Origin of the sequence: Catenuloplanes niger, from assembly GCF_031458255.1 — a bacterium.
Lineage (GTDB): Bacteria > Actinomycetota > Actinomycetes > Mycobacteriales > Micromonosporaceae > Catenuloplanes > Catenuloplanes niger.
On the sequence record NZ_JAVDYC010000001.1, the window covers coordinates 2,732,310 to 2,756,145 of the forward strand.

Consider the following 23,836-nt stretch of genomic DNA (forward strand, 5'->3'; position numbering starts at 1 on the left):
CAGCGATCCGTGAGGGACCTGGCTGAGGGGTCGTCCGGTGACCTCCGCTGATCAGGACCGTCCCGCGACATATCGTGAGGTCTTCTCGCACTCCGAGTTCCGCGTCGTCTACGGCGCGGTTGCTCTCTCCAACCTCGCCGAGCCGATGGCCAAGGCCGCGATCACGCTGCTGGTCTTCCAGAAGACCGGTTCGGTCGCGCTCTCCGCGCTCGCGTTCGCGGTCAGCTACCTGCCCTGGCTGATCGGCGGCCCGCTGCTGAGCACGCTCGCCGACCGCTATCCGTATCGCACGGTCATCGGCGTCACGCTGGTCTTCCGGGCCGCGCTCTTCCTGATCGTCGCGCTCTTCCACTGGCCGGGCGGGGTGCTGGTCGCGGCGCTGTTCCTCAGCACGCTCTCGGCCGCGCCGGAGCAGGCCGCTCGCTCCGCGCTGCTGCCCCGCGCGCTGCCGAAGGACCGGCTCGTGGTCGGCCTGTCGCTGATCGGCGGCCTCAACCAGATCACCCAGATCGTGGGGTACGTGGTGGGAGCCGCGCTCGCCGGGATCAGCACCCACCTGGTGCTGTTCGTCACGGCCGCGCTCTTCGGCGGCGCCGCCACGATCGTGCTGTTCGGCCTGCGCGGCTGGTCCGCCACCGGCACGGACGCGCATCGCGGCACCCTGCTCGGCGGCATGGGCCAGGGCTTCTGGCTGGTCTTCGGCCGTGCCGAGCTGCGGTCGATCGCGATCCTGCTGTTCTGCGCGATGTTCTTCGTGGCCGTGCCGGAGGGGCTGGCCGCGGCCTGGGCCAGCGAGCTGGTCGCGGACGACGAGCGCGGCCTCACCCAGGGCCTGATCATGGCGGCCACGCCGCTCGGGTTCGTGGCCGGCAGCCTGATCGTGGGCCGGCTGATCCGGCCGTCACGGCGGCGCGCGCTGATCCGGCCGGCCGCGATCGTGGCGCCGTTGACGCTGGTGCCGGCGTTCTTCGAGCCGTCCGTGGTGGTGGTGATCCTGATGGTGGCGGCCTGCGGCTTCGCGGTCGGTGGCGTGCTGCCGCCCGCGCAGGGCCTGTTCGCCATGGTGGTGCCGGACGGGTTCCGCGCCCGGGCGTACGGCGTGATGCAGACCGGCGTGACACTGATGCAGGGCGCGGGCGTGGCGCTGACCGGTCTGCTGGCCGATCGTTTCCCGCTGCCCGGCGTGGTCAGCTCCTGGAGCCTGGCCGGCGTGCTGGTGATGGTCGCGGTGAGCCTGCGCTGGCCGACCGAGCAGCGTTTCGAGGCGGCGATCGCGGCCGCGGCCGAACGGGAGCCGCAGCCCGGCCGCGTCTGAGACAGTGGCATTCTTGGACCGTGGCTACCGGTGAAGAGACAAGCTTCTACGAGGCGGTCGGCGGCGAGCCGACGTTCCGGAAGCTGGTGGACAGGTTCTACGAGGGCATCGCGACCGACCCGCTGCTCCGGCCGATGTACCCGGAGGGCGACCTCGGCCCGGCCTCGGACCGCATGCGGCTGTTCCTGATGCAGTACTGGGGCGGCCCGACGACCTACTCGGAGGAGCGCGGCCATCCCCGGCTGCGCATGCGGCACGCGCCGTTCGTGGTGGACGCGGCCGCCCGGGACGCCTGGCTGCGGAACATGCGGGTGGCCGTGGACTCGCTCGACCTGCCGCGGGAGCAGCACGACCAGCTCTGGCAGTACCTGGAGCGGGCCGCCTACTTCATGGTCAACAAGATGGATTAGGACACATCGGCCGATCGGCTGGTTTAGCCGCGAACCGCACTTCCGGCCTCATACTGCCTCGTTGATCGGGTGAGTCCACGCCACCCTTCGAGAGGTATCCCTCCATGCGACGCCGTCTGCTCGCCGCGCTCGCGCTGGCCGCTTTCACCACGGCCGCCGGCATGATGCCGGCCAGCGCCGACATGGCCCAGCCGGCCGTGGTCTCGGCCGACCCGGTCGACTACACCCCGCACATCAAGGACGGCACGGTCTGGTCGGCCGTGGTGGTCGGCGACACGGTGGTGGTGGGTGGCAACTTCACCACGGTCACCGACCGCACCGGCAAGCGGACCTACCCCCGGCGGCACCTCTTCGCGTTCGGCCTGCGCGACGGCGTGGTCCGCGACTTCGCACCGCAGGTCGACGGCCCGGTCTACGCGGTCACGGCCGGCGCGGACGGCAGCATCTACCTGGGCGGCGCGTTCAAGAGCGTCAACGGCGTGGCGCAGCGCGGGCTCGGCAAGGTCGCGCTGGCCACCGGCCGGACCGTGGCCGGCTTCAAGGCCGCCATCAACTGGGGTGACGTGCGCTCGCTCGGGCTGGCCGGCGGCCGGCTCTACGCCGGCGGCACGTTCTCCGCGATCAACGGGGTGCCGCGGACCGCGCTGGCCCGGATGAGCCCGTCGACCGGCGCGGTCGACAAGGGCTTCGACGCGAAGCTCTCCGCACCCGGCAAGGACCGGACCCGGGTGGAGTACTTCGACATCTCGCCGGACGGGCGCAAGCTGGTCGCGGTCGGCGTGATCGGCCGGGCCGGCGTCCGGGACCGCACGCAGCTGGTGATGCTGGACGTGGCCGGGCCGAGCGCGGTCGTCAGCGACTGGTACACCGACTCGTTCAAGCCGAGCTGCCGGAACGGCTTCCAGACCTACATGCGCCAGGTCAAGTTCTCGCCGGACGGCAGCTACTTCGTGGTGGTGACCACCGGCCGGGAGAACCACCGTCAGAAGCTCTGCGACACCGCGAGCCGCTGGGAGACCGCCGGCACCGGCCGTCGCGTGCCCACCTGGCAGAACCACACCGGCGGCGACTCGCTGTACGCGGTCGCGGTGACCGGCAGCGCGGTCTACGTCGGCGGGCACCAGCGCTGGATGAGCAACCCCGGCGGCCACGAGTTCGCCGGGCCCGGCGCGATCAAGCGGGAGGGTATCGCGGCCCTCGACCCGCGCACCGGCCGCACGCTCCCGTGGAACCCCGGCCGTGACCGCGGCGTCGGCGTCCGCTCGTTCGTCTCCACGAACGCCGGCCTGCTGGTCGGTTCCGACACCACCCGCCTCGGCGGCGAGTACCACGGCCGGATCGGCCTGTTCCCCCGCTCCTGACCGGCCACCGGGTCGAGGTGTCCCGCGCGTCGCCGGAACGACGTGCGGGACGACACACCCAGGGCGTGTTTGATGGACCGCGCCGCAGGCCGTCCGGATGCGTCGAACACGCCCTAGATGTACTGCCTAGAGCAGTGCGCCCTCGTCGTGCAGCCAGTCGACGAAGGAGGTGGCGACGGCCGCGCCGCAGTCCAGCATCTCGACCAGCAGGGCGTCGTGGGCGCCGGAGCCGAGCGGCACCTGCAGCTCGGCGTAGATCGGCAGCTGCCCGCGCTCGGTGGGATCGCCGACGTACGCCTTGCAGAAGCGGCGGGTGTGGTTCCACTCGTTGACCACCCGGTACGCCCGGTCGGCCCAGTCCGGCGGGACGGTGGAGTGCGGGCGGGCGCGCATCACCAGGATCTCGTCCTCCGGGCCCTCCAGCGTGAACAGCACGGCGTGCCGCTCCCACATGGCCAGCAGGCTGCCGTCGCCGTCGGCGAGGTAGCGGATGTCGAGCATGTCGAGCGCGTCGCCGACCCGGCGCAGCGTCACGGGCGCGACCGCGGGCGCCAGCTCGACGGTGGGGACCGGGGCTAACCGCTCCGGCTCTCGCTGGGCCGGTGGGGTGACACCCACCCGGACCTTGCTGTCCGTCGACGTTCCACCTCGGGACTCCGGCTCGCCGCCACCGGCGTGACCGGGGCGCCATGACCACCACGGCATCGCTTGCGCACCTCACTCCCCAGCGGATCCGGCCGCCTACGTTGCGTTGGACCCGAGGCCCGACGCTACCCGGATCGTCGCCTGAGGTCATCCCCCCAACGCCCGCACAAAACCAAACGGACCATCAAGCATCAGCCGAACGTACGAGGAGTGGCCGGTCGGAGGCCGAGCTGATTCGCTGCTGGAAGCCAGGCTGCGCCGTACGGAGCGGCCAATCCGACCCATCGTCCGGCGATCCGAACGTGCACATCAGACAGATCGGACTCTTCGGATGACGGCCGTCCACCCAGAAAGCCCATGCGCGTAACACCCTGGACAAGACGTTGAGATATTTCGATACGCTCCGTGCTGTCCGTTGTGACCACGATTGCGACGTGATCGAGCAACGCGTCGCGCAGCGCCCGCTCGCCGACCGGCTGCCCGCCGACGCCGTGCGCGGTCGCGTCCCGCAGCGTCCCGGCCGCGGCCTCGGCGACCCGGTGCAGCTCCGCCGAGGGCAGCCGCTCCACCGACCGGGCGCCGTCCGGCGGCAGGCCCCAGCGCCAGTCCGAGTCGCGGCGCACCGGCAGCGAGCGGCCGCCGCGGGCCAGCTGGGTGAGCAGATCCGCGGCCACCACCGTGGCGTCGCCCGGGCCCGCGCCGTCCACCGAGCGGGAGACCAGCACGTTCCACGGCAGCCGGGCCCACAGCTCGGTCCGGCCGTGGTGCGAGCGAAGGCGCACCACCGCGCCCGGGTCGAGCCGGGTCAACCGGACCAGGAACGCGCCCGCGTCCTGCGCGCCGGTCACGCCGTGGCCGGCCACCGGCGCGCTCACGCGGCGACCTCGTACCGGCTCAGGAAGTCGCGTTCCCACTCCGTCATCCGGCGCGGCCGCTGCCCGGCCAGGTCGAAGAGCACGCAGACGGTACGGGCGCGGCTGGCCAGCAGGTCGCCGTCGAACAGCTCGTAGGCCACGGTGAACTGGGCGCCGCGGACCTTCTCGGTCCACAGCTCGATGCGCACGTGCGGCGGCGGTGGCGGCGCCTCGCTCGCGTGCGTGCGGTAGACCACCGGCCGCAGGTAGTCGATCTCGTGGCGGGCGATCACCGTGCCGTCGTCGACGAGCGACGGGCCGCCCCGCTCCTTCGCCAGGACGTAGATGAACGCGACGCGCGCCTCCTCGTACAGCGTCAGGAAGCGCGTGTTGTTGACGTGGCCGTAGGCGTCCATGTCCGACCAGCGGAGCGCGCAGTGGTGGACGAAGCGCACGCCCAACCCCCGTTCTGATGGCAAGGGCGCCCGGCGACCGCCGGACGCCCTCGAGACGGCCGGATCTCAGTCGCGGGTCAGCTTGCGGTAGGTCACCGCGTGCGGACGGGCGGCCTCGGCGCCGAGCCGGTCGACCTTGTTCTTCTCGTACGCGTCGAAGTTGCCCTCGAACCAGAACCACTTCGCCGGGTTCTCGTCGTCACCCTCCCAGGCCAGGATGTGGGTGGCGACGCGGTCCAGGAACATCCGGTCGTGGGAGATGACCACGGCGCAGCCGGGGAACTCCAGCAGCGCGTTCTCCAGGCTGGAGAGCGTCTCGACGTCGAGGTCGTTGGTCGGCTCGTCGAGCAGGATCACGTTGCCGCCGATCTTCAGCGTCAGCGCGAGGTTCAGCCGGTTCCGCTCACCGCCGGAGAGGATCTTCGTCGGCTTCTGCTGGTCCGGGCCCTTGAAGCCGAACGCCGCCACGTACGCCCGGGACGGCATCTCGACCTTGCCGACCATCATGTGGTCCAGGCCGTCGGAGACGACCTCCCACAGCGTCTTGTCGCCGTCCAGGCCGGAGCGGTTCTGGTCGACGTAGGACAGCTGCACGGTCTCGCCGATCTTCACCGAGCCGGCGTCCGCCTGCTCGAGGCCGACGATCGTCTTGAACAGCGTGGTCTTGCCGACGCCGTTCGGGCCGATGATGCCGACGATGCCGTTGCGCGGCAGCGAGAACGACAGGTTGTCGATCAGCGTGCGGCCGTCGAAGCCCTTGGTCAGCCCGTTGACCTCGATCACCGTGCTGCCCAGGCGCGGGCCCGGCGGGATCTGGATCTCCTCGAAGTCGAGCTTGCGGGTCTTCTCCGCCTCCGCGGCCATCTCCTCGTACCGGTCGAGGCGGGAGCGGGACTTGGTCTGCCGCGCCTTCGCGTTCGACCGGACCCACTCCAGCTCCTCGGAGAGGCGCTTCTTCATCTTCGCGTCCTTGCGGCCCTCGACCGCCAGACGCGCCGCCTTCTTCTCCAGGTAGGTGGAGTAGTTGCCCTCGTAGCCGATCGCCCGGCCGCGGTCCAGCTCCAGGATCCAGCCGGCCACGTTGTCCAGGAAGTACCGGTCGTGGGTGATCGCCAGGACGGTGCCGGCGTACTTCGCGAGGTGCTGCTCCAGCCACTGCACGCTCTCCGCGTCCAGGTGGTTGGTGGGCTCGTCGAGCAGCAGCAGGTCGGGCGCCTCGAGCAGCAGCTTGCACAGCGCGACGCGGCGGCGCTCACCACCGGAGAGCTGGGTGACATCCGCGTCGGCCGGCGGGCAGCGCAGCGCGTCCATGGCGAGCTGGAGCTGGGCGTCGATGTCCCACGCGTCCGCGTGGTCCAGCTCCTCCTGGAGCTTGCCCATCTCCTCCATCAGCTCGTCGGTGTAGTTGGTCGCCATCTCCTCGGCGATCGCGTTGAAGCGCGCGAGCTTCGCCTTGGTCTCGGCGACGGCCTCCTCGATGTTGCCGAGGACGTCCTTCTCCTCGTTCAGCGGGGGCTCCTGCGCCAGCATGCCGACCGTGAAGCCGGGCATCAGGCGGGCCTCGCCGTTGCTGGGCCGGTCCAGCCCGGCCATGATCTTGAGCAGGCTGGACTTACCGGCGCCGTTCGGGCCGACCACACCGATCTTGGCACCGGGCAGGAAGCTCAGCGTCACGTTGTCGAGCACGACCTTGTCGCCGTGCGCCTTGCGCGCCTTTTCCAGGACGTAGATGTACTGGGCCACGGTGTGCCCTACCTCCGAGTCAGTGGTGAATCGTTCCGGCGGTCTGGCCGCGGCTCCGCCGAGGGCAGCAGACAACACCGTCAATCCTGACAGGTCCGGTACGCAGCGCGCACACCACCCTGTCGAGGCATTACGGCCAATCATCGAGCTCCGACGCCGTACGCGTGAAAAGATCTTGATGTTGGTCGTGTCACCTCCGCGTTTGGGTTGCCACGCTGTGTGGCATTCCACGGTTTGACCGGCGACGCCGATTGTCAGCACCCGGACAGTAGGCTCAGCCGGAACCCCGCATTACACCGGAGGTGTACGGAACGTGGCCGAGCGTAGTTCCTTCGTCGTCGTCGCCAACCGCCTGCCCGTGGATGAGGTGACCACCCCGGAGGGGCGCCAGTGGCGGCCGAGCCCCGGCGGACTGGTCACCGCACTGCACCCGGTGCTCGTGCGCGAGCGCGGCACCTGGATCGGTTGGGCCGGTGGCACCGGCGACGCCCCGGAGCCCTTCGAACTGGAGGGCATCAACATCCATCCGGTGCCGCTGAGCGCACAGGAGTTGGAGCGCTACTACGAGGGCCAGTCGAACGCGACGATCTGGCCGCTCTATCACGACGCGGTCGAGACCCCGGCCTACAAGCGCTCCTGGCGCGAGACCTACCGGGCCGTCAACCAGCGTTTCGCGCAGGCGGCGGCCGAGGTCGCGGCCGAGGGCGCGGTCGTCTGGGTGCAGGACTACCAGTTGCAGCTGGTCCCGGCGATGCTGCGCGAGCTGCGCCCGGATCTGAAGATCGGCTTCTTCCTGCACATCCCGTTCCCGCCGATCGAGCTGTTCATGCAGATGCCGTTCCGCACGGAGATCCTGCGCGGGCTGCTCGGCGCGGACCTGGTCGGTTTCCAGCAGCGCCTCGCCGCGCAGAACTTCGTCCGGCTGGCCCGGCACCTGCTCGGCCTGCGCTACGAGGGCCAGATGATCCAGGTCGACGGGCGCCAGGTGAAGGCCGGCGCGTTCCCGATCTCGATCGACACCGCGCAGATGGAGCAGCTGGCGGCCGACCCGGCGATCCAGGCCCGGGCCAAGGAGATCCGCGGCGAGCTGGGCAACCCGAAAACGATCATCCTGGGCGTGGACCGGCTCGACTACACCAAGGGCATCGAGCTGCGGCTCAAGGCGTTCCGCGAACTACTCGCTGACGGAAAGCTGACAGTTCCGGACGCGGTCATGGTCCAGGTGGCCACGCCGAGCCGAGAGCGAGTCGAGCACTACCAGGCGCTACGAGTCAAGGTTGAGCGCGAGGTCGGGCGGATCAACGGTGAGTTCGGACGGGTGGGCGTGCCCGCCGTTCACTATCTCCACCAGTCGTACAGTCGCAGTGAATTGGCCGCGCTCTACAGCGCGGCCGACGTCATGATGGTTACCCCTCTGCGAGACGGAATGAATCTGGTGGCCAAGGAGTACGTCGCATCGCGCGCCGACACCGGCGGCGCGTTGGTGCTCAGCGAGTTCGCGGGTGCCGCGACCGAGCTGCGTCAAGCGTTTCTGTGCAACCCGCACGACCCCGAGGGCGTCAAGGAGGTGCTGCTGCGCGCCGTCAACATCGAGCCGGCCGAGGCCCGTCGCCGGATGCGCGTCATGCAGCGGCACCTGCGCACGCACGATGTCGACCACTGGGCTCGCTCGTTCCTGAACGAGCTCGGCGTTCCGGAGGCGGCGTGACGTCTCCGCTCGACCTCGACCTCCGAGGTCCTCAGCTCGACCCGGACCTGCGCGCCGCCATCGGGCGGATCGCCCGCGTCCCGCAACTCCTGGTCGCCTGCGACTACGACGGCACGCTCGCCCCGATCGTGGAGGATCACGCCCGGGCCGTCCCGCTGCCCGAGTCGGTCGCCGCGATCCGGGCGCTCGCCGCGCTGCCGCAGACCACCGTGGCGGTGGTGTCCGGCCGCGCGCTGCGCGACCTGGCCACGCTCTCCCGGCTGCCCAGCGAGGTGCACCTCGTCGGCAGCCACGGCTCCGAGTTCGACATCGGCTTCATCGAGCGGCTCGACCCCGAGCTGATCGAGGTGCGGACCCGGCTGCAGATGGAGATCCGCGCGATCACCGGCGGCCGGGCCGGCGTCCGGCTGGAGGCCAAGCCGGCCAGCATCGCGGTGCACTACCGCGGCGCCGAGCCGATCGTGGCCCGCCAGGTCGTCGACGCGATCGAGGCCGGGCCCGCCACCTGGCCCGGCGTCTACGTCAAGCGCGGCAAGGAGGTGCTGGAGCTCTCCGTGGTCACCACCCACAAGGGCACCGCCATCGACCAGCTGCGCAGCCAGCTCTCCGCCAGCGCGGTGCTCTACATCGGCGACGACGTCACCGACGAGGACGCGTTCGGCACGCTGCACGGCCCGGACGTCGGCATCAAGATCGGCAGTGGCGACACCGGGGCCGGCTTCCGGGTCGGCGAGCCGATCGAGGCGGCCCGGCTGCTCGCGCTCGTGCTGCAGACCCGGCGCAACTGGCTGTTCGGCGAGCACGCGGTGCCGATCGAGCGCCACTCGATGCTCTCCAACCGGCGCACGGTCGCACTGATCACGCCGGAGGCCAAGCTCACCTGGCTGTGCCACCCGCGCCCGGACGCGTCGGCGATCTTCGCGGACCTGCTCGGCGGCAACCCGGCCGGCTACTTCTCGGTCGCGCCGGAACGCGGTGGCATCCCGCTCGGCCAGCGCTACCGGCCGGGCACGATGACCGTCGAGACCCGCTGGTCCGGCCTCACGGTCACGGACTGGCTGGACACCAGCGTGCACGAGGACGAGACCGGCGAGCTGACCGTCGCCACCGCGGACTCCACGCTGATCCGGCGCGTCACCGGGCACGGCCGGGTGCGGCTCGAGTTCGCGCCGCGCCCCGAGTTCGGCCAGGTCGCGGTGCAGCTCCAGCCGTCCGGCGACGGTCTGCTGGTGCTCGGCTCGAACGAGCCGGTCGCGCTCTACTCCCCCGGCGTCAACTGGACGGTCGACTCCGACGGCGGCGACCGGGACACCGCCCGCGCCGTCGTCGACCTCACCCAGGCCGGCGGCGAGGTCACGCTGGAGCTGCGGTTCGGGTCGCACGACCTCGGCCACACCGGCATCCCGGCGCTCACCCGCCAGGAGAACGCGGAACGCCCGTGGCGCGACTGGGCGAACACGCTGACCCTGCCCTCGGTCGCCCGCGACCTGGTGCTGCGCAGCGCGCTCACCATGCGCGGCCTGACCCACGAGGCGACCGGCTCGATCCTGGCCGCGGCCACCACGTCGCTGCCCGAGGAGGTCGGCGGCGTCCGCAACTGGGACTACCGGTACTGCTGGCTCCGGGACGCCGCGATGACCGCCCGCGCGCTGGTCGACCTGGGCTCGCTCGGCGAGGCCGAGGCGTTCCTGCGCTGGGTGGACGGCTGCGTCGAGCGCAGCGGCGGCCACCCGGAGCGGCTCCACCCGCTCTACACGGTCGAGGGTTACGAGCTCGGCGCCGAGGCGGTCATCGACACGCTCCCGGGCTACGCCGGCTCCCGCCCGGTGCGCGTCGGCAACCTGGCCAACCACCAGCTCCAGCTGGACATCTTCGGCCCGGTGGCGGACCTGATCGCGGCCGTCGCCGACGCCCGCGGCTCGGTCCGCGACGAGGAGTGGGGCCTGCTGGAATCGATGGTCCAGGCCGTCGAACGCCGCTGGCACGAGCCCGACCACGGCATCTGGGAGGCCCGCCTGGCCCCCCGCCACCACGTGTTCTCCAAGGTCATGTGCTGGATGACCGTGGACCGCGCGGTCCGCATGGTCGACAACCACGGCGGCGCACCCCGGCCCGAGTGGGTCGAGCTGCGCGACCGGATCGGCGCGGACGTGCTCGAGCACGGTTGGCACGAGGGTGTCGGCGCCTACTCGGTGGCGTACGGCGACGAGGACATGGACGCGTCGTCGCTGTGGATCGGCCTCTCCGGCCTGCTCCCCGACGACGACCCGCGGTTCCTGGCCACGGTCCTCAAGATCGAGGCCGACCTGCGCTCCGGTCCGGTGGTCTACCGCTACCGCTGGGACGACGGCCTGCCCGGCCGCGAGGGTGGCTTCCACATCTGCACGGCCTGGCTGATCGAGGCCTACCTGCGCACCGGCCGCCGGGCCGACGCGGAGGAGCTGTTCACGCAGATGCTGGACACGGCCGGCCCGACCGGCCTGCTGCCCGAGCAGTACGACCCGATGGCCGAGCGCGGCCTGGGCAACCACCCGCAGGCCTACAGCCACCTCGGCCTGGTCCGCTGCGCACTGCTGCTCAACAACGTGCTCACCCCGGCGTGAGCCCGAGGTAACCGATCGACCGGCCGCCGCGATCCGTCGCGGCGGCCGGTTCGTCCGGTCAGGGGACCGGGACCGACGCGAGCGCGTTCACCACGTCGCCGACGATCACGATCGCCGGGGGGCGGATGCCGGCCGCGGCCGTCTTGTCGACGACGTCGCCGAGCGTGGCCTTCACGACCCGCTGCTCCCCCGTCGTGCCCTCCTGCACCACCGCCGCCGGCGTCTCCGCCGACCGGCCGTGCGTCATCAGCGTGGCCGCGATCTTGGGCAGGTTCTTCAGCCCCATCAGGATCACCACGGTGCCGCGCATGCCGCCCAGCGACGGCCAGTCGACCAGCGACGACGGGTCGTCCGGCGCCACGTGGCCGGAGACCACGGTGAACTCGTGCGCCACGCCCCGGTGCGTCACCGGGATCCCGGCCACCGCCGGCGCCGCGATCGAGCTGGTGACGCCCGGCACCACGGTGACCGGCACGCCGGCCTCCGCGCACGCGATGGCCTCCTCGCCGCCGCGCCCGAAGACGTACGGGTCGCCGCCCTTGAGCCGCACCACGAACGCGCCGGCCCGCGCGCGATCCACGATGATCCGGTTGATCTCCTCCTGCGCCTTCGCCGGCCCGTAGGGGATCTTGGAGGCGTCGACCAGTTCCACCTCGGGGCGCAGCTCGTCCAGCAGCAGCCCGGGCACCAGCCGGTCGGCGACCACCACGTCCGCCACCGCCAGCAGCCGCCGGCCCTTGACCGTGATCAGCTCCGGGTCGCCGGGCCCGGCACCGACCAGTACCACCCGGCCGGGCGCGACCGGCACGTCCGGCGACGCGGCGTTGAATCCGGCCGGCGTGTCCGGCACGTGGCAGCCCGGCAGCGTGCCGTCGGCCAGACCGTCCCGGATGCCGTCCCGGACCACCTGGGCCCGGTGCGGGTCGCCGCCGGCCGTGACCGCGACCGTGACCGCGCCGTGCCGGGCCACCGCCGGCGTCCACGCGGTCGCTGCCTCCCGGTCGTCGGCGCGGACGCAGAACACCCGGCGCTCCAGCGCGGCGGCGCTGACCGCCGCGGCCGCGAGGTTGTCGTCCACCGCGACCTGGACCAGCCAGGACCCGTCCACGTCCGCGGGCTCGAACCGGCGGGCGAGCCAGGTGATCCGGCCCGCGTCGACCAGCGACTGCAGCGCGGGCGTCAGGTGCGGCGAGACGAGCAGCACGCGGGCGCCGGCGGACAGCAGCGCGGGGACCCGGCGGGTGGCGACCGCGCCGCCGCCGACGACGAGGACCTTGCGGCCGGTCAGGCGCAGCGCGAGAGGATAGAGTTCGGTCACTTCTCGGTCACTCCGGCGGAGTCGAAGGTGGCGACGTCGTGCAGCACGCGCACGGCGGCGGAGACGATCGGCAGCGCGAGCACCGCGCCGGTGCCCTCACCGAGCCGCATGTGCAGGTCGATGAGGGGTTCGAGGCCCAGGTGGGCGAGGCCGGCGGTGGCGCCCGGCTCGGCGGACCGGTGTCCGGCGACGAGCGCGGCGGTCACGCCGGGGTGCAGGGCCGCGGCGGCCAGCGCGCCCGCCACCGCGTTCACGCCGTCCAGGATCAGCGGCACGCGGTGTGCCGCCGCCCCGAGCGCGAAGCCGGCGATCGCCGCGTGTTCCAGCCCGCCGACCTCGGCGAGCACGCGCAGCGGGTCCGCGTCGGGCGGCAACCGGCGCAGCGCCGTCCGTACCACCGAGATCTTGCGGTGGTGGGTGTCGTCGTCGATGCCGGTGCCCCGCCCGGTCACCTCGCCCGCGTCCCGGCCGGTGAACGCCGCGATCAGCGCGGCCGCGGGCGTGGTGTTCGCGATGCCCATGTCGCCGGCGACCAGCATCTTCGCGCCGCCGTCGACGAGCTGCCCGGCGACCCGGATGCCGGTCTCGATCGCGGTCCGCGCCTCGTCGGTGGTCATGGCGGGCCCGGTCGCCAGGTCGGCGGTGCCGGGCCGGACCTTCGCCGCGATCAGGCCGGGTGCGGCGTCGATCTCCGTGGCCACGCCCACGTCGACCACGTGCACGTCCGCGCCGACCTCCCGGGCGAACGCGTTGATCACCGCGCCACCGGCCAGATAGTTCGCCACCATCTGCACGGTGACCTCCTGCGGCCACGGCGAGACGCGCTGGGCGTGCACGCCGTGGTCGCCGGCGAAGACCGCGACCGCGGCCGGGGCGGGCAGCGGCGGCGGACAGACCCCGGCCAGCCCGGCGAGGCGGATCGAGAGCTCCTCCAGCGTGCCGAGCGAGCCGGCCGGCTTGGTCAGGCGGCCGTGCCGTGCCCGTGCGGCCGACATCGCCTCCGCGTCCAGCGGACGGATCGCGTCCAGCGTCTCCCGCATCATCAGGCCTTTCCCTCAGAATCCACGAGGATGTCGTGGAACACCGCTACGAAACGGTCCGTGGTGGCAGTGTCCCGCACCGCAACGCGCACGTAATCCGGCCCCAGTCCGGGGAACGTGTCGCCACGCCGCACCGCGAAGCCGCGCTCCCGCAGCGCCAGCCGGAGCTTGTCCGCGCCGGCCGCCCGCACGAGCACGAACGCGCTGGCCGGCTCGCCGACCACGCGCACGCCCGGCAGTTCGCCGAGCCGGCGCACAAGGTATCGCCGATCGTCGGCCAGCCGCGCGGCGATCTCACGTTCGGTGGCGACCGCCACCGGGGACGCGCACGCCGCCGCGGCCGCGAGCGCGGGCGTGGAGACCGGCCAGAGCGGCTGTACGGCCCGGCACCGCTCGATCAGGTCGGCCGGGCCGAGCAGATATCCGACGCGCAGCCCGGCGAGGCCCCACGTCTTGGTCAGGCTGCGGACCACCACGAGCCCGGGGACGTCGCGCCGCTCGGCCAGCGACTCCGGTTCGCGGTCGAGTCCGGGCCGGTACGCGCTGTCCGCGAACGCCTCGTCCACCACCAGCACCCGGCCGGGCGCGGCCAGCGCGGCGATCCGCTCGGCCGGGTGCAGCACCGAGGTCGGGTTCGTCGGGTTGCCGATGAAGACCAGGTCCGCATCGGGTGGCAGGGCGAACTCCGCGGAGAGGCGGAAGTCGCCGGTGAGCACGACCCGCCGCACGTCGTGCCCGGCACCGCGCAGCGCCGCTTCCGGCTCGGTGAACTGCGGATGCACCACGACCGGGCACCGGGCCCCGCGCAGCGCCTGGGCCAGCAGCACGAAGCCCTGGGCGGCGCCCGCGGTGAGCAGCACCTCGTCCGCCGGGCGGCCGTGCCGGGCGGCGATCGCGGCGGTGGCCGGCCCGGGGTCGGGGTACGCCGCGAGCGTGGACATCGACGCCAGGACCGGCGCGGACAGCCAGTCGGGCATCGGGTCGCGGCGGACGTTCACCGCCAGGTCGACCAGCCCGGGCGCCACTTCGGCGTCACCGTGATGGCCCAGCTCCTCACCCAACCCGTGCCCCTCTCGACATTGCAAAGTCCACAACAGCATGCGGGACCGGTCCGGCGCCCTCACAGACCGCCAGGCGAGATGTGAGGAGCGGTTCACTCCTTTCCACCCTCGCATAAGCGAATATGTCCTACTTTTGGCGTATGGAGCGCACAACCTCCGCGGTCGGCCGTCTCGCCGCCATGCTTCGTACCGGGATCATCGTCGGGGTGATTCTGGCGGGCATGGCGTATCCACTGGCCGCGCTCGCGGGCCTCGGGGCCAAGGCCGGCATCGAGAAGGTGCGCGAGCTGCCGCACGAGCTCACCGTGCCGCCGTCCGCCCAGACCAGCTACGTCTACGCCGCGGACGGCAAGACGCTGATCACGATGTTCTACGAGGAGCATCGCAAGCCGGTCGCGATCGCCGACGTCTCCGAGCACGTCCGGCACGCGATCATCGCGGCCGAGGACGTGCGCTTCTACGAGCACAACGGCGTCGACATGAAGGGCGCGGCCCGCGCGTTCGTCGCGAACCAGCGCGCCGGCGGTGTCTCCCAGGGCGCCTCCACGCTGACCATGCAGTACGTCCGGATGGCGCTGCGCGACGGCGCCGAGTCCCCGGTCGAGGCGCTCGCCGCCACCGAGCAGACGACCGGGCGCAAGCTGCGCGAGATGCGGCTCGCCATGGAGATCGAGAAGCGGCTGTCCAAGGAGCAGATCCTGGAGGGGTACCTCAACTCGGCCTATTTCGGGCACCGCGCGTACGGCATCGCGGCCGCGGCCGAGGTCTTCTTCTCCAAGGACGCGACGTCGCTGACCGTCGCCGAGGCCGCGCTGCTGGCCGGCCTGGTCAAGGCGCCCTCCGCGTACGACCCGGCCGGCCGGGACGCCGAGGCCGCGATCGCCCGCCGCGACTACGTCATCGACCGGATGGCGGAGGCCGGGTTCGTCACGGCCCGGGAGGCGGAGAAGGAGAAGAAGACGCCGATCGCGCTGAAGCTGACCGACCCGCCGAACGACTGCGTCTCCGTCGCCGAGGACACCAACGACTGGGGCTTCTTCTGCGACTACTTCAAGAACTGGTGGATGCAGCAGGACGCGTTCGGCGCGGACCCGGCCGCGCGGCTGGACCGGCTCCGGCGCGGCGGCTTCCACATCGTGACCACGCTCGACCCGGCGATCCAGGCCGGCGCGCTGAAGAACGTGCTGGACAAGGAGCGCACGCGCAGCCGCTTCGCGCACGGCTCGGTCGCGATCGAGCCGGGCAGCGGGCACGTGCGCGCGATGGCGGTCAACCGGGTCTTCTCGCTCGACCAGAAGGACAACGGCCGGCACAGCGACCCGCGGCAGCGCCGGGCCGGGGTGCTCGGCAACTACCCGAACACGGTCAACCCGCTGCTCGGCGGCGGCGACATGCCCGGCTATCAGGCGGGCTCCACGTTCAAGCTGTTCACCATGCTGGCGGCGCTGGACGAGGGCATGCCGCTGAGCACCAGTTTCTACTCCCCGTCCCGGCTGAAGACGAAGTATCCGGCGGACTGGAGCGACCCGACGAAGTGCGGCGACCGGTGGTGCGTGCGCAACGCCAGCAACTCGATGACCGGGCGGAAGAACATGTGGTCCGGCTTCGGCCAGTCGGTGAACACGTACTTCGTACAGCTGGAGCAGAAGGTCGGCGCGCACCGGGCGGTGCGGATGGCGGAACGGCTCGGGCTGCGCTGGCGCACCGAGATCGACCGGCTCCAGGCCTCACCGGAGCGGGCGCGCGGCTGGGGCGCGTTCACGCTCGGCGTCGCGGACACCACGCCGCTGGAGATGGCGAACGCGTTCGCGACCGTGGCCGCGGACGGCCGGTACTGCGAGCCGCTGCCGGTGCTCACCGTGACGAACCCGGACGGCACGCCCGCCAAGCGCGCCGTGGACGGCGCCGCGGTCGACGTGGCCGCGCCGCGCTGCCACCAGGCGATCCCGGCCGACGTGGCGCGCGCGGCGACGGACGCGGCCCGGTGCACCACCGGGTCGTCGGAGAGCGGCCGGTGCGGCGGCTGGTCGACCGCGCCGGACGTGCGCTACACCGTCGACCGCCAGGTGGCCGGCAAGTCCGGCACCACGGACAACTACCAGGCGTCCTGGTTCGTCGGCTACGTCCCGCAGCTGGCCGTGGCCGCGTTCCTGGCCGACCCGGACAATCCACAGCACCGGGTCGGCACCGGCAACGGCTACAAGTCGCGGGTCACGGTCGCGGAGACGCTGCGCGACGCGCTGCGGGACCAGCCGATCGAGAAGTTCACCCCGCCGTCGAAGGAGCTGACCCGCGGCGAGGACTGGGAGCGTGACGGCGACCGCGACCGGTACCGCTACCGGGACCGGTACCGCTAGCGCAGGTCGGCCGCGACCAGCGACCACACCTCGAGGTCGGCGCGGCTGCCGAGCACGTGGCCGGCGCTGCGCAGCACGCCCTCGTAGCTGAAGCCGGCCTTCTCCGCGACGCGGCGGGCGGCCACGTTGCCGGGCGGCACCCGGATCTCCAGCCGCGCGAACCCGTGCTCCACGATCAGGGCGAACGACGCCGCGATGACCGCCTCCGCGGCCAGCCCGAAGCCGCGCGCGCCCGGCTCCAGCGCCACGCTGATCTCGGTGACCCGGCCGGCCCAGTCCGTACGCTTCGTCCACAGGCTGCCGATCAGCCGGTCGTCCTCGCGGCGGACGATGCCGAGGTGGTCGCCGGCCCCGCTGTCCCGCCGCTCCTGCGCCTCGTCCGTGCACCACTCGAGGCCGTCGATCGAGTCCTCGTCGAACGGCAGCCAGCGCCGGGTCAGGCGGTCACTGAAGACGGCCCCTATCTGCTTCGCGTCGGCGCCGGTCAGGGCGCGGACGGTCAGACGCGGGGTGGAGACGGTCAACGCCGGGAACGGGCGCACCGCCACAAGGCCAGTCACTCGGAGGACCCTACCGGTCGGGTACGACACTTCTCCCCGATTATTCATGTCTTTTCACCGGATATAGTCGGCTTTGATCGTGCGAAGAGGCCGAAAACCGACAGATCACCACCGCCAGGAACGGCCTTATCATCCGCGAGTAGCCTGCGAGGTGTGTACCGCTTCCTGTTCACCCCCCGCTGGCTGGGCTACCTCGCGCTGGCCCTCGCCGCGGCCGCGGTCATGGTGCTGCTCGGCAACTGGCAGCTGAGCCGCTATCAGGAACGCACCGCGATCAACGACCGGATCGACCGCGCGGACAGCGTCGCGCCGGTCCCGCTGGGCGAGATCGCGGCCGCACCCACCGCGACCGGCACGCCCGGCCCGGCGCCCGGCCAGGACGCCGAGTGGACCCGCGTCACGGTCACCGGCGTCTACGACCCGGCGCACGAGATCCTGGCGCGCAGCCGTACCGTCGCCGGCCAGGTCGGTTTCGAGGTCGTCACACCGCTGCGACTGCCGGACGGCACCGCGGTGCTGGTCGACCGCGGCTGGATCCCGCCGGCCGACGGCGGCGCGCTCGCCCGGCCCGCGATCCCGCCGGCGCCGGCCGGCACGGTCACCGTGATCGGCAAGATCCGGCTCACCGAGAGCAAGGCCGGCGCAATCGAGCGGCGCGACGGCCGGGTGGAGACCCGGCGCATCGGCCTGCCCCTGCTCGCGCCGGAGCTGCCGTACCCGATCTACGGCACGTTCCTGCAGCTCACCGAGCAGCAGCCGGCCGCCGACCCGATCTTCACACAGATCGAGGCGCGCCACGAGAACGCGTGGCAGAACGGCGGTTACGCCGTCCAGTGGTGGCTCTTCGCCGTCCTCACGCTGGCCGGTTTCGGCTGGGCCGCCCGCCGTGAGGCCCGCGGCCCGGTCACCCCGGCCGGCAGCCGTCTCGCCGAGGACGCGGAGCACTACGCGAACGCCGCCGCCGAAAAACCCTGACCGAACCCGTCGTCCCGCTTCCGGCGCGGGCACCTTCCCAGTGCTCCCGCGGGCACCGGTCGGCCGCGGGCGGCCTCCCTGCCGGTCACGCGGCGGTCGCGGACAACCGCACGCGCCGTGATCAGTAGCGGAAGAGCGCGAGGTTCTGCCGCAACGCGGTCGCCACCCGGGCCAGATCGGTCGAGGTCCGGGCCGTGTCACCGGCCGCGCCGGTCGTCTCGGCCGCCGCGTCCGCGACCCCGGTGACGTTCGCGCTGATCTCCGACGAGCCGGTGGCCACCTCGTTCACGTTACGGCTCATCTCGGCCGTGGTCGCGGTCTGCTCCTCGACCGCGGCCGCGATCGCGGTCTGGGTCGCGTTGATCTGCTCGATCACGCCGCTGATGTCCGCGATCGCGGCGACCGCGGCCTCGGCGTCGCCCTGGATCGCGGCCACCCGGCTGCCGATGTCACCGGTCGCCCGCGCGGTCTCCTGCGCCAGGTCCTTGACCTCGCTCGCCACCACCGCGAAGCCCTTGCCCGCGTCGCCGGCCCGGGCCGCCTCGATCGTGGCGTTCAGCGCGAGCAGGTTGGTCTGCTCGGCGATCGCGGTGATCAGCTTGACCACGTTGCCGATCTCGGCGGACGACGCACCCAGCTGGTCGAGGATCTCGCCGGCCCGCGCGGACGCGGTCACCGCGCCGGCCGCGACGTCGGCGGCGCTGGACGTGGAGCGGGCGATCTCCGAGATGGAGGCGCCGATCTCGTCGCTCCCGGCGGCGATGGTGGAGATGTTCACGCTGATCTGCTCCGCGGCGGACGACGCGGCCTGCGCCTGCGCGGACGAGCGCGCGGCCGAGTCGCTGACGCGCCCGGCGACCGCGGAGAGCTCCTCGCTGGACGAGACGAGCGTGTCGACGTTCGTGCCGATCTCCCGCATCGCGCCGGCGATCCGGTCCAGCGCCGTGTTGAAGGACGTGGCCATCCGTCCGACCTCGTCCCGGCCGGTCACGTCGAGCCGCTGGTCGAGCCGGCCCTCGGCCAGTCCGTTCAGGACCGCCACGGTTCGCGCCAGCGGCCCGGCGATCATGCGGCTGATCACGATCACCACCGCCACGCTGAGCGCGATCGCACCGGCGATCAAGAGCCAGATCAGCGTCGCGGCCGCGGTGGAGGCGGCGGTCGCGTCGTCCAGCGCCTGCTGCGCGGCGGTGTCCTCGATCTCCTGCAGGTCGTCCAGCGCCTCGCTCATCGCGCTCTCCAGCGCCCGGCCGCGCGCGTCGTACGCGGTCAGGAACGCGTCGAAGTCGCTGGACTCGGCGGCCGGGATCAGCGAGGCGGTGCGGACCTGCCGGAACTCGGTGAGTGCGGCGTCGAACCGGTCGCGTGCCTCCTCCCGGCCGGTCATGTCGGTGGCCGTGTAGAGCCCCCAGTTGCTGTCCAGCTCCTCGTCGGTCACCGCCATCTCGTCCGCGATCTCGGCCATCGCGGTCCCGGTCGGCGCGATCGCGTAGTTGAACAGCTCCCGGCCGGTCTCCTGGTTGGCCGTGTCGACCAGGCCGAGCCAGTAGATCGCCTGCAGGCTGTCCCGGTACATGCCCTGCAGCCGGTCCTGCGCCTGGCGCAGCTGCACCATGCCGACCAGGCCGATCACCAGCGACAGCAGCAGGACCACCGTGAAGCTGAGCGCGAGTTTTCCCGCGACCCGCAGGTCACGGAACGCGGCCACCGGTCCCCTCATCGCCCCTCCTCACCACGAGCCGTCGGAATGAATATGGCATTCGCCGGGATCGTGCTCCGGACTTCCGGGCAACTCGTGCCGAGGTGCGGGCTGATCGATATCATGGGCGGGGTCACGGGCACATTCGCCGCGTTTAGCGACGCCCACCTATTCGCCCCACCGCCACCCGTGACGACTGTCGGAATTCTCTCAGTGAATCTTCGGCCACATTTCTTTCCCCCGGAATTAACCCATGCCGTCCGGACATCCGCGGTTAACGGCCCGAAACATCCACGAAATAGGACAATATGGGCGACGGAATTGCTGTGATCTAATCGGACGAAGGGTCAATGCGATTTCGGGGGTACGTGTAACCATGGCCGACAGCCCGACGCGGGAGTGGAATGGCATGGTCATTCCGTCGCCCGGGACATACGAGCTGGACGAGGCGCACAAGCGGGTGGGCTTCACGGCGCAGCACATGATGGTCAGCCCGGTGCGCGGAGAGTTCACCCGGGCTCGGGCCACGATTACGGTGGCCGACGACCCACTGCAATCCGGTGTGACGGCCGTCATTCAGGCAAACAGTATCGACACCACGAATCCGGAACGTGACGCGCATCTCTCCGGCGCCGATTTCCTCGACGTCGAGACGTTCCCGACGCTGGAATTCCGGAGCACCGGGGTGAAATACGAGGAGCCCGACGACGCCATCTTCTCGTGGGCGAAGATGCGGGCCGGCAACAAACTCACCCGGCGTTCCGTGGCGACGGTGCCGGAGCCGGCGGCCAAGCGGTCCGGCAGGTTCGTGCTCTCCGGCGACCTGCGGATCAAGGACGTGACCCACCCGGTGGAGCTGAAGGTCGAGTTCGGCGGTGCGCGACGCGATCCGTACGGCCGGGACATCGTGGGCTTCAGCGCGCACACCGAGATCAACCGCGAGGACTACGGCCTGCTCTGGAACGTGGCGCTGGAGAGCGGCGGCGTACTGGTCGGCAAGAAGGTCCGGATCGAGATCGCCGGCGAGGCCATCCGCGGCGCATGAGCCCCCGGGCGTGGCCGTAGACCCCCGGGCGTGGCCGGCGGGCCACGCCCTAGGGGGAAGCTCAGGGTCGCGGGGGTTGCCGGGCTGGGGCACGATCGCAGGGAGTTCGGCTATCTCGGGAGCGTGACATGACGACCGACCCCACAGGCAACACCCCGGCCCGACGGCGGGTGACGCTGACCGGCGTCAGCTCCCGGGCCTGGGAGCACCCGGCCGACCGGGGCGCGCTCACCGCGCTCCGCGAGCTGCGCGGCTTCGACGACGTGGTGAAGGCGTTCTTCGGCATGTGGAACGAGCGCGGTTTCCGCCTCTCCTACCTGGCCGGCGGCATCCGGGTCGACCACCGGCAGTACCCGTCGGTCTACGCGCGCTACGCGGAGGCCGGCGCCGCGCTCGACATCGAGGAGCTGCCCGAGCTGTTCGTCGAGCAGAATCCCATGATCGGCGGCAAGGCGATCGGCCTGGACCGCCCGTTCATCGTGATCACCACCGGCGCGGTGCAGCAGCTCGACGACGAGGAGCTGCGCACGCTGCTCGGGCACGAGCTGGGCCACGTGCGCAGCGGCCACGCGGTCTACAAGACGATCCTGATGGTGCTGACCCGCTGGGCGACCAACATCGCCTGGCTGCCGGTCGGCGCGATCGCGATCCGGGCGATCATCGCGGCGATGTACGAGTGGTGGCGCAAGGCCGAGCTCTCCGCGGACCGCGCCGGCCTGCTCGCCGGTCAGGACCCGGCCGCGGCGCTGCGCCTGCTGATGAAGCTCGCGGGCGGCGGCGACCTCAGCCAGATCGACACCACCGCGTTCCTGGAGCAGGCCGCGGAGTACACCGGCGGCGGCGACGTCCGGGACAGCCTGCACAAGCTGCGGATGACCGCGTGGAGCAGCCACCCGGTGCCGGTCGCGCGCGCGGCCGACCTGCGCCAGTGGATCGACTCGGGGGCGTACGCGCGGATTCTCGGCGGCGACTATCCGCACCGCGACACGGACGGCGACGCCACGGTCAGCGACGCGGCGAAGGAGGCCGCGGAGTCCTACCGCGAGTCCTTCGCGAACTCGACCGACCCGCTGGTCGGGCTGGTCCGCCGGGTCGGCGGCGGCGCGGCCGACATCGGCGAGTGGGCCGGCAGCCAGGCCGGCAAGGCGCGCGACTGGGCGGCCACCGCGGCCGACTCCGCGTCCCGCGCGGCCCGGCGCCGCCCGCCGGGTGCGAACGGCGGCGCCGACCGATAGTGCACTCCCGCCTCCCGGGACCGCGGCGGTGGGATCGTTGCCGGTCGCCCACGTGGCGACCGGCAATAGGATTGCGGTATGACGGATTTGATCATGGATGAGGCGGCGATCCGCGCGGCGATCCTGCGGGAGATGCCGGGCGTGCGCGCCGACCTGGAACGGCTCGTGCGGATTCCCGGGATCGCCTTCGAGGGGTTCGACTTCTCGCACGTGGAGCGCTCCGCCGAGGCGGTCGCCGAACTGCTGCGCGCGGAGGGTCTGGAGACCCGGATCGTGCGGGCCGGCGGCCAGCCCGCCGTGATCGGGACCAAGCCGGCCCCGCCCGGCGCGCCGACCGTGCTGCTCTACGCGCACCACGACGTGCAGCCGATCGGCGACCGGAGCATGTGGCAGAGCGACCCGTTCGAGCCGGTCGAGCGGGACGGCCGGCTCTACGGCCGCGGCGCCGCCGACGACAAGGCGGGCGTGATGGCGCACATCGCGGCGCTCCGGGCGTACGGTGACGCGCTGCCGGTCGGCGTGGTGCTCTTCATCGAGGGCGAGGAGGAGTACGGCTCCGAGTCGCTGGACGCGCTGCTGGAGGCGCACGGCGCCGGGCTCGCCGCGGACGTCATCGTGATCGCCGACTCGGCCAACTGGGACGTCGGCGTGCCCGCGCTGACCACCTCGCTGCGCGGCATCGTCAACGCGTTCGTCGAGGTCCGCACGCTGGACAGCGCGGTGCACAGCGGCATGTTCGGCGGCGTCGCGCCGGACGCGCTGACCACGCTGGTCAAGCTGCTCGGCACGCTGCACACCGACGCCGGCGACGTGGCCGTGGCGGGCCTGTTCGGCCGGGCCGTGTCCGCGCTCGACTACCCGGAGGACCGGCTCCGCGCCGAGGCCGGGATGCTCGACGGCGTCGAGTTCATCGGCACCGACCGGCTCACCGACCGGATGTGGACCAAGCCGTCGCTGGCGATCCTCGGCATCGACGCGCCGCCGACCGCGGAGGCCCCGAACGCGCTGGTCCCGTCCGCCCGGGCGAAGCTCAACCTGCGCCTGGCGCCCGGCGACGACCCGAAGACGGCGTACGCCGCGCTCAAGACCCACCTGGAGAAGCACGCGCCGTGGGGCGCGCGGGTCACGGTCACGCTGGAGCAGGACGGCTCGCCCTCGGTGATCGACGCGACCGGCCCGGCGTTCGACGCGGCGCGGGACGCGTTCCGCACCGCGTGGGACGGCGCCGAGCCGGTCGACGTGGGCATCGGCGGATCGATCCCGTTCATCGCCACGTTCCAGAAGATGTTCCCCGGCGCGGCCATCCTGGTCACCGGCGTGGAGGACCCGCACTCCAAGGCGCACGGCCCGAACGAGAGCCTGCACCTGGGCGAGTTCCAGCGCGCGTGCCTGGCGGAGGCGCTGCTGCTGTCGACCGTGGCGAAAGCACTCCACAAGGGGTAGATGCGCTAG

19 protein-coding genes are annotated in these 23,836 nt (G+C 72.0%); 10 read left to right on the top strand and 9 right to left on the bottom strand.

All coding sequences use genetic code 11. The annotated features are described in order from the left end of the window. Positions 1-37 precede the first annotated feature (37 nt). From J2S44_RS11790 to J2S44_RS11800, 3 genes are all read left to right on the top strand, one after another. Positions 38-1,315, top strand: a complete 1,278-nt coding sequence (locus J2S44_RS11790; protein ID WP_310412006.1) for an MFS transporter — start codon at positions 38-40, stop codon at positions 1,313-1,315. A gap of 20 nt (positions 1,316-1,335) precedes the next feature. Then, positions 1,336-1,725: a globin gene (locus J2S44_RS11795; protein ID WP_310412009.1), complete on the top strand. Its 390-nt coding sequence runs from the start codon at positions 1,336-1,338 to the stop codon at positions 1,723-1,725. A 104-nt stretch (positions 1,726-1,829) separates the two neighbouring features. Further along, on the top strand, positions 1,830-3,086 hold the full coding sequence (locus J2S44_RS11800; protein ID WP_310412012.1) for a PKD domain containing protein: 1,257 nt from the start codon (positions 1,830-1,832) through the stop codon (positions 3,084-3,086). A 126-nt stretch (positions 3,087-3,212) separates the two neighbouring features. Here J2S44_RS11800 and J2S44_RS11805 read toward each other — a convergent pair whose 3' ends face one another. From J2S44_RS11805 to ettA, 4 genes are all read right to left on the bottom strand, one after another. Beyond that, a complete protein-coding gene (locus tag J2S44_RS11805; protein ID WP_310412015.1) occupies positions 3,213-3,791 on the bottom strand; it encodes a type III secretion system chaperone family protein in 579 nt (192 codons plus the stop codon). 131 nt (positions 3,792-3,922) lie between these two features. Continuing rightward, positions 3,923-4,594, bottom strand: coding sequence for a DUF8185 domain-containing protein (locus J2S44_RS11810; protein WP_310429610.1), 672 nt, complete (start codon positions 4,592-4,594; stop codon positions 3,923-3,925). 8 nt (positions 4,595-4,602) lie between these two features. After that, positions 4,603-5,046, bottom strand: coding sequence for an acyl-CoA thioesterase (locus J2S44_RS11815; RefSeq protein WP_310412018.1), 444 nt, complete (start codon positions 5,044-5,046; stop codon positions 4,603-4,605). 60 nt (positions 5,047-5,106) lie between these two features. Beyond that, positions 5,107-6,783, bottom strand: coding sequence for an energy-dependent translational throttle protein EttA (gene ettA, locus J2S44_RS11820; protein WP_310412021.1), 1,677 nt, complete (start codon positions 6,781-6,783; stop codon positions 5,107-5,109). 313 nt (positions 6,784-7,096) lie between these two features. Between ettA and J2S44_RS11825 the strand changes: the two genes are divergently transcribed. Both J2S44_RS11825 and otsB read left to right on the top strand, forming a co-directional pair. Beyond that, positions 7,097-8,491: an alpha,alpha-trehalose-phosphate synthase (UDP-forming) gene (locus J2S44_RS11825; protein WP_310412024.1), complete on the top strand. Its 1,395-nt coding sequence runs from the start codon at positions 7,097-7,099 to the stop codon at positions 8,489-8,491. Next, complete coding sequence (gene otsB, locus J2S44_RS11830) at positions 8,488-11,094, top strand: trehalose-phosphatase (protein ID WP_310412026.1); 2,607 nt, start codon at positions 8,488-8,490, stop codon at positions 11,092-11,094. The genes J2S44_RS11825 and otsB overlap by 4 nt, the downstream gene beginning before the upstream one ends. Positions 11,095-11,152: 58 nt before the next feature. On the opposite strand, the gene cobA is transcribed toward otsB, so the two are convergent. From cobA to cobC, 3 genes are read right to left on the bottom strand one after another with little or no spacing between them, the layout of a single operon-like run. Further along, on the bottom strand, positions 11,153-12,412 hold the full coding sequence (gene cobA, locus J2S44_RS11835) for a uroporphyrinogen-III C-methyltransferase (protein ID WP_310412029.1): 1,260 nt from the start codon (positions 12,410-12,412) through the stop codon (positions 11,153-11,155). Beyond that, positions 12,409-13,455, bottom strand: coding sequence for a nicotinate-nucleotide--dimethylbenzimidazole phosphoribosyltransferase (gene cobT, locus J2S44_RS11840; RefSeq protein WP_310412033.1), 1,047 nt, complete (start codon positions 13,453-13,455; stop codon positions 12,409-12,411). The genes cobA and cobT overlap by 4 nt, the downstream gene beginning before the upstream one ends. Further along, positions 13,455-14,513 (bottom strand): Rv2231c family histidinol phosphate aminotransferase CobC, encoded by a 1,059-nt coding sequence (gene cobC / locus J2S44_RS11845; protein ID WP_310412036.1) that lies wholly within the window; start codon positions 14,511-14,513, stop codon positions 13,455-13,457. Before cobC ends, cobT begins: the two co-directional genes overlap by 1 nt. 140 nt (positions 14,514-14,653) lie before the next feature. Between cobC and J2S44_RS11850 the strand changes: the two genes are divergently transcribed. Then, the gene (locus J2S44_RS11850) at positions 14,654-16,870 is read left to right on the top strand and encodes a transglycosylase domain-containing protein (protein WP_310412039.1); all 2,217 of its coding nucleotides are present in this window, start codon (positions 14,654-14,656) and stop codon (positions 16,868-16,870) included. Here the strand turns inward: J2S44_RS11850 and J2S44_RS11855 are convergent. Then, a complete protein-coding gene (locus J2S44_RS11855) occupies positions 16,867-17,430 on the bottom strand; it encodes a GNAT family N-acetyltransferase (RefSeq protein WP_310412042.1) in 564 nt (187 codons plus the stop codon). The genes J2S44_RS11850 and J2S44_RS11855 overlap by 4 nt on opposite strands. 153 nt (positions 17,431-17,583) lie before the next feature. On the opposite strand from J2S44_RS11855, the gene J2S44_RS11860 reads away from it, so the two are divergent. After that, positions 17,584-18,405: an SURF1 family cytochrome oxidase biogenesis protein gene (locus J2S44_RS11860; protein WP_310412045.1), complete on the top strand. Its 822-nt coding sequence runs from the start codon at positions 17,584-17,586 to the stop codon at positions 18,403-18,405. A gap of 121 nt (positions 18,406-18,526) precedes the next feature. Here the strand turns inward: J2S44_RS11860 and J2S44_RS11865 are convergent, their stop codons facing one another. Next, positions 18,527-20,125, bottom strand: a complete 1,599-nt coding sequence (locus J2S44_RS11865; protein ID WP_310412050.1) for a methyl-accepting chemotaxis protein — start codon at positions 20,123-20,125, stop codon at positions 18,527-18,529. 355 nt (positions 20,126-20,480) lie between these two features. Here J2S44_RS11865 and J2S44_RS11870 point away from each other — a divergent pair, with 355 nt between their 5' ends. From J2S44_RS11870 to J2S44_RS11880, 3 genes are all read left to right on the top strand, one after another. Further along, positions 20,481-21,149, top strand: coding sequence for a YceI family protein (locus J2S44_RS11870; RefSeq protein WP_310412052.1), 669 nt, complete (start codon positions 20,481-20,483; stop codon positions 21,147-21,149). 128 nt (positions 21,150-21,277) lie between these two features. Continuing rightward, positions 21,278-22,384 carry a M48 family metallopeptidase gene (locus J2S44_RS11875; protein WP_310412055.1) on the top strand — a complete coding sequence of 369 codons (1,107 nt, stop codon included), beginning with the start codon at positions 21,278-21,280 and terminating at the stop codon, positions 22,382-22,384. A gap of 78 nt (positions 22,385-22,462) precedes the next feature. Further along, positions 22,463-23,827, top strand: coding sequence for a dipeptidase (locus tag J2S44_RS11880; protein WP_310412059.1), 1,365 nt, complete (start codon positions 22,463-22,465; stop codon positions 23,825-23,827). The last annotated feature ends 9 nt before the right edge of the window (positions 23,828-23,836 follow it).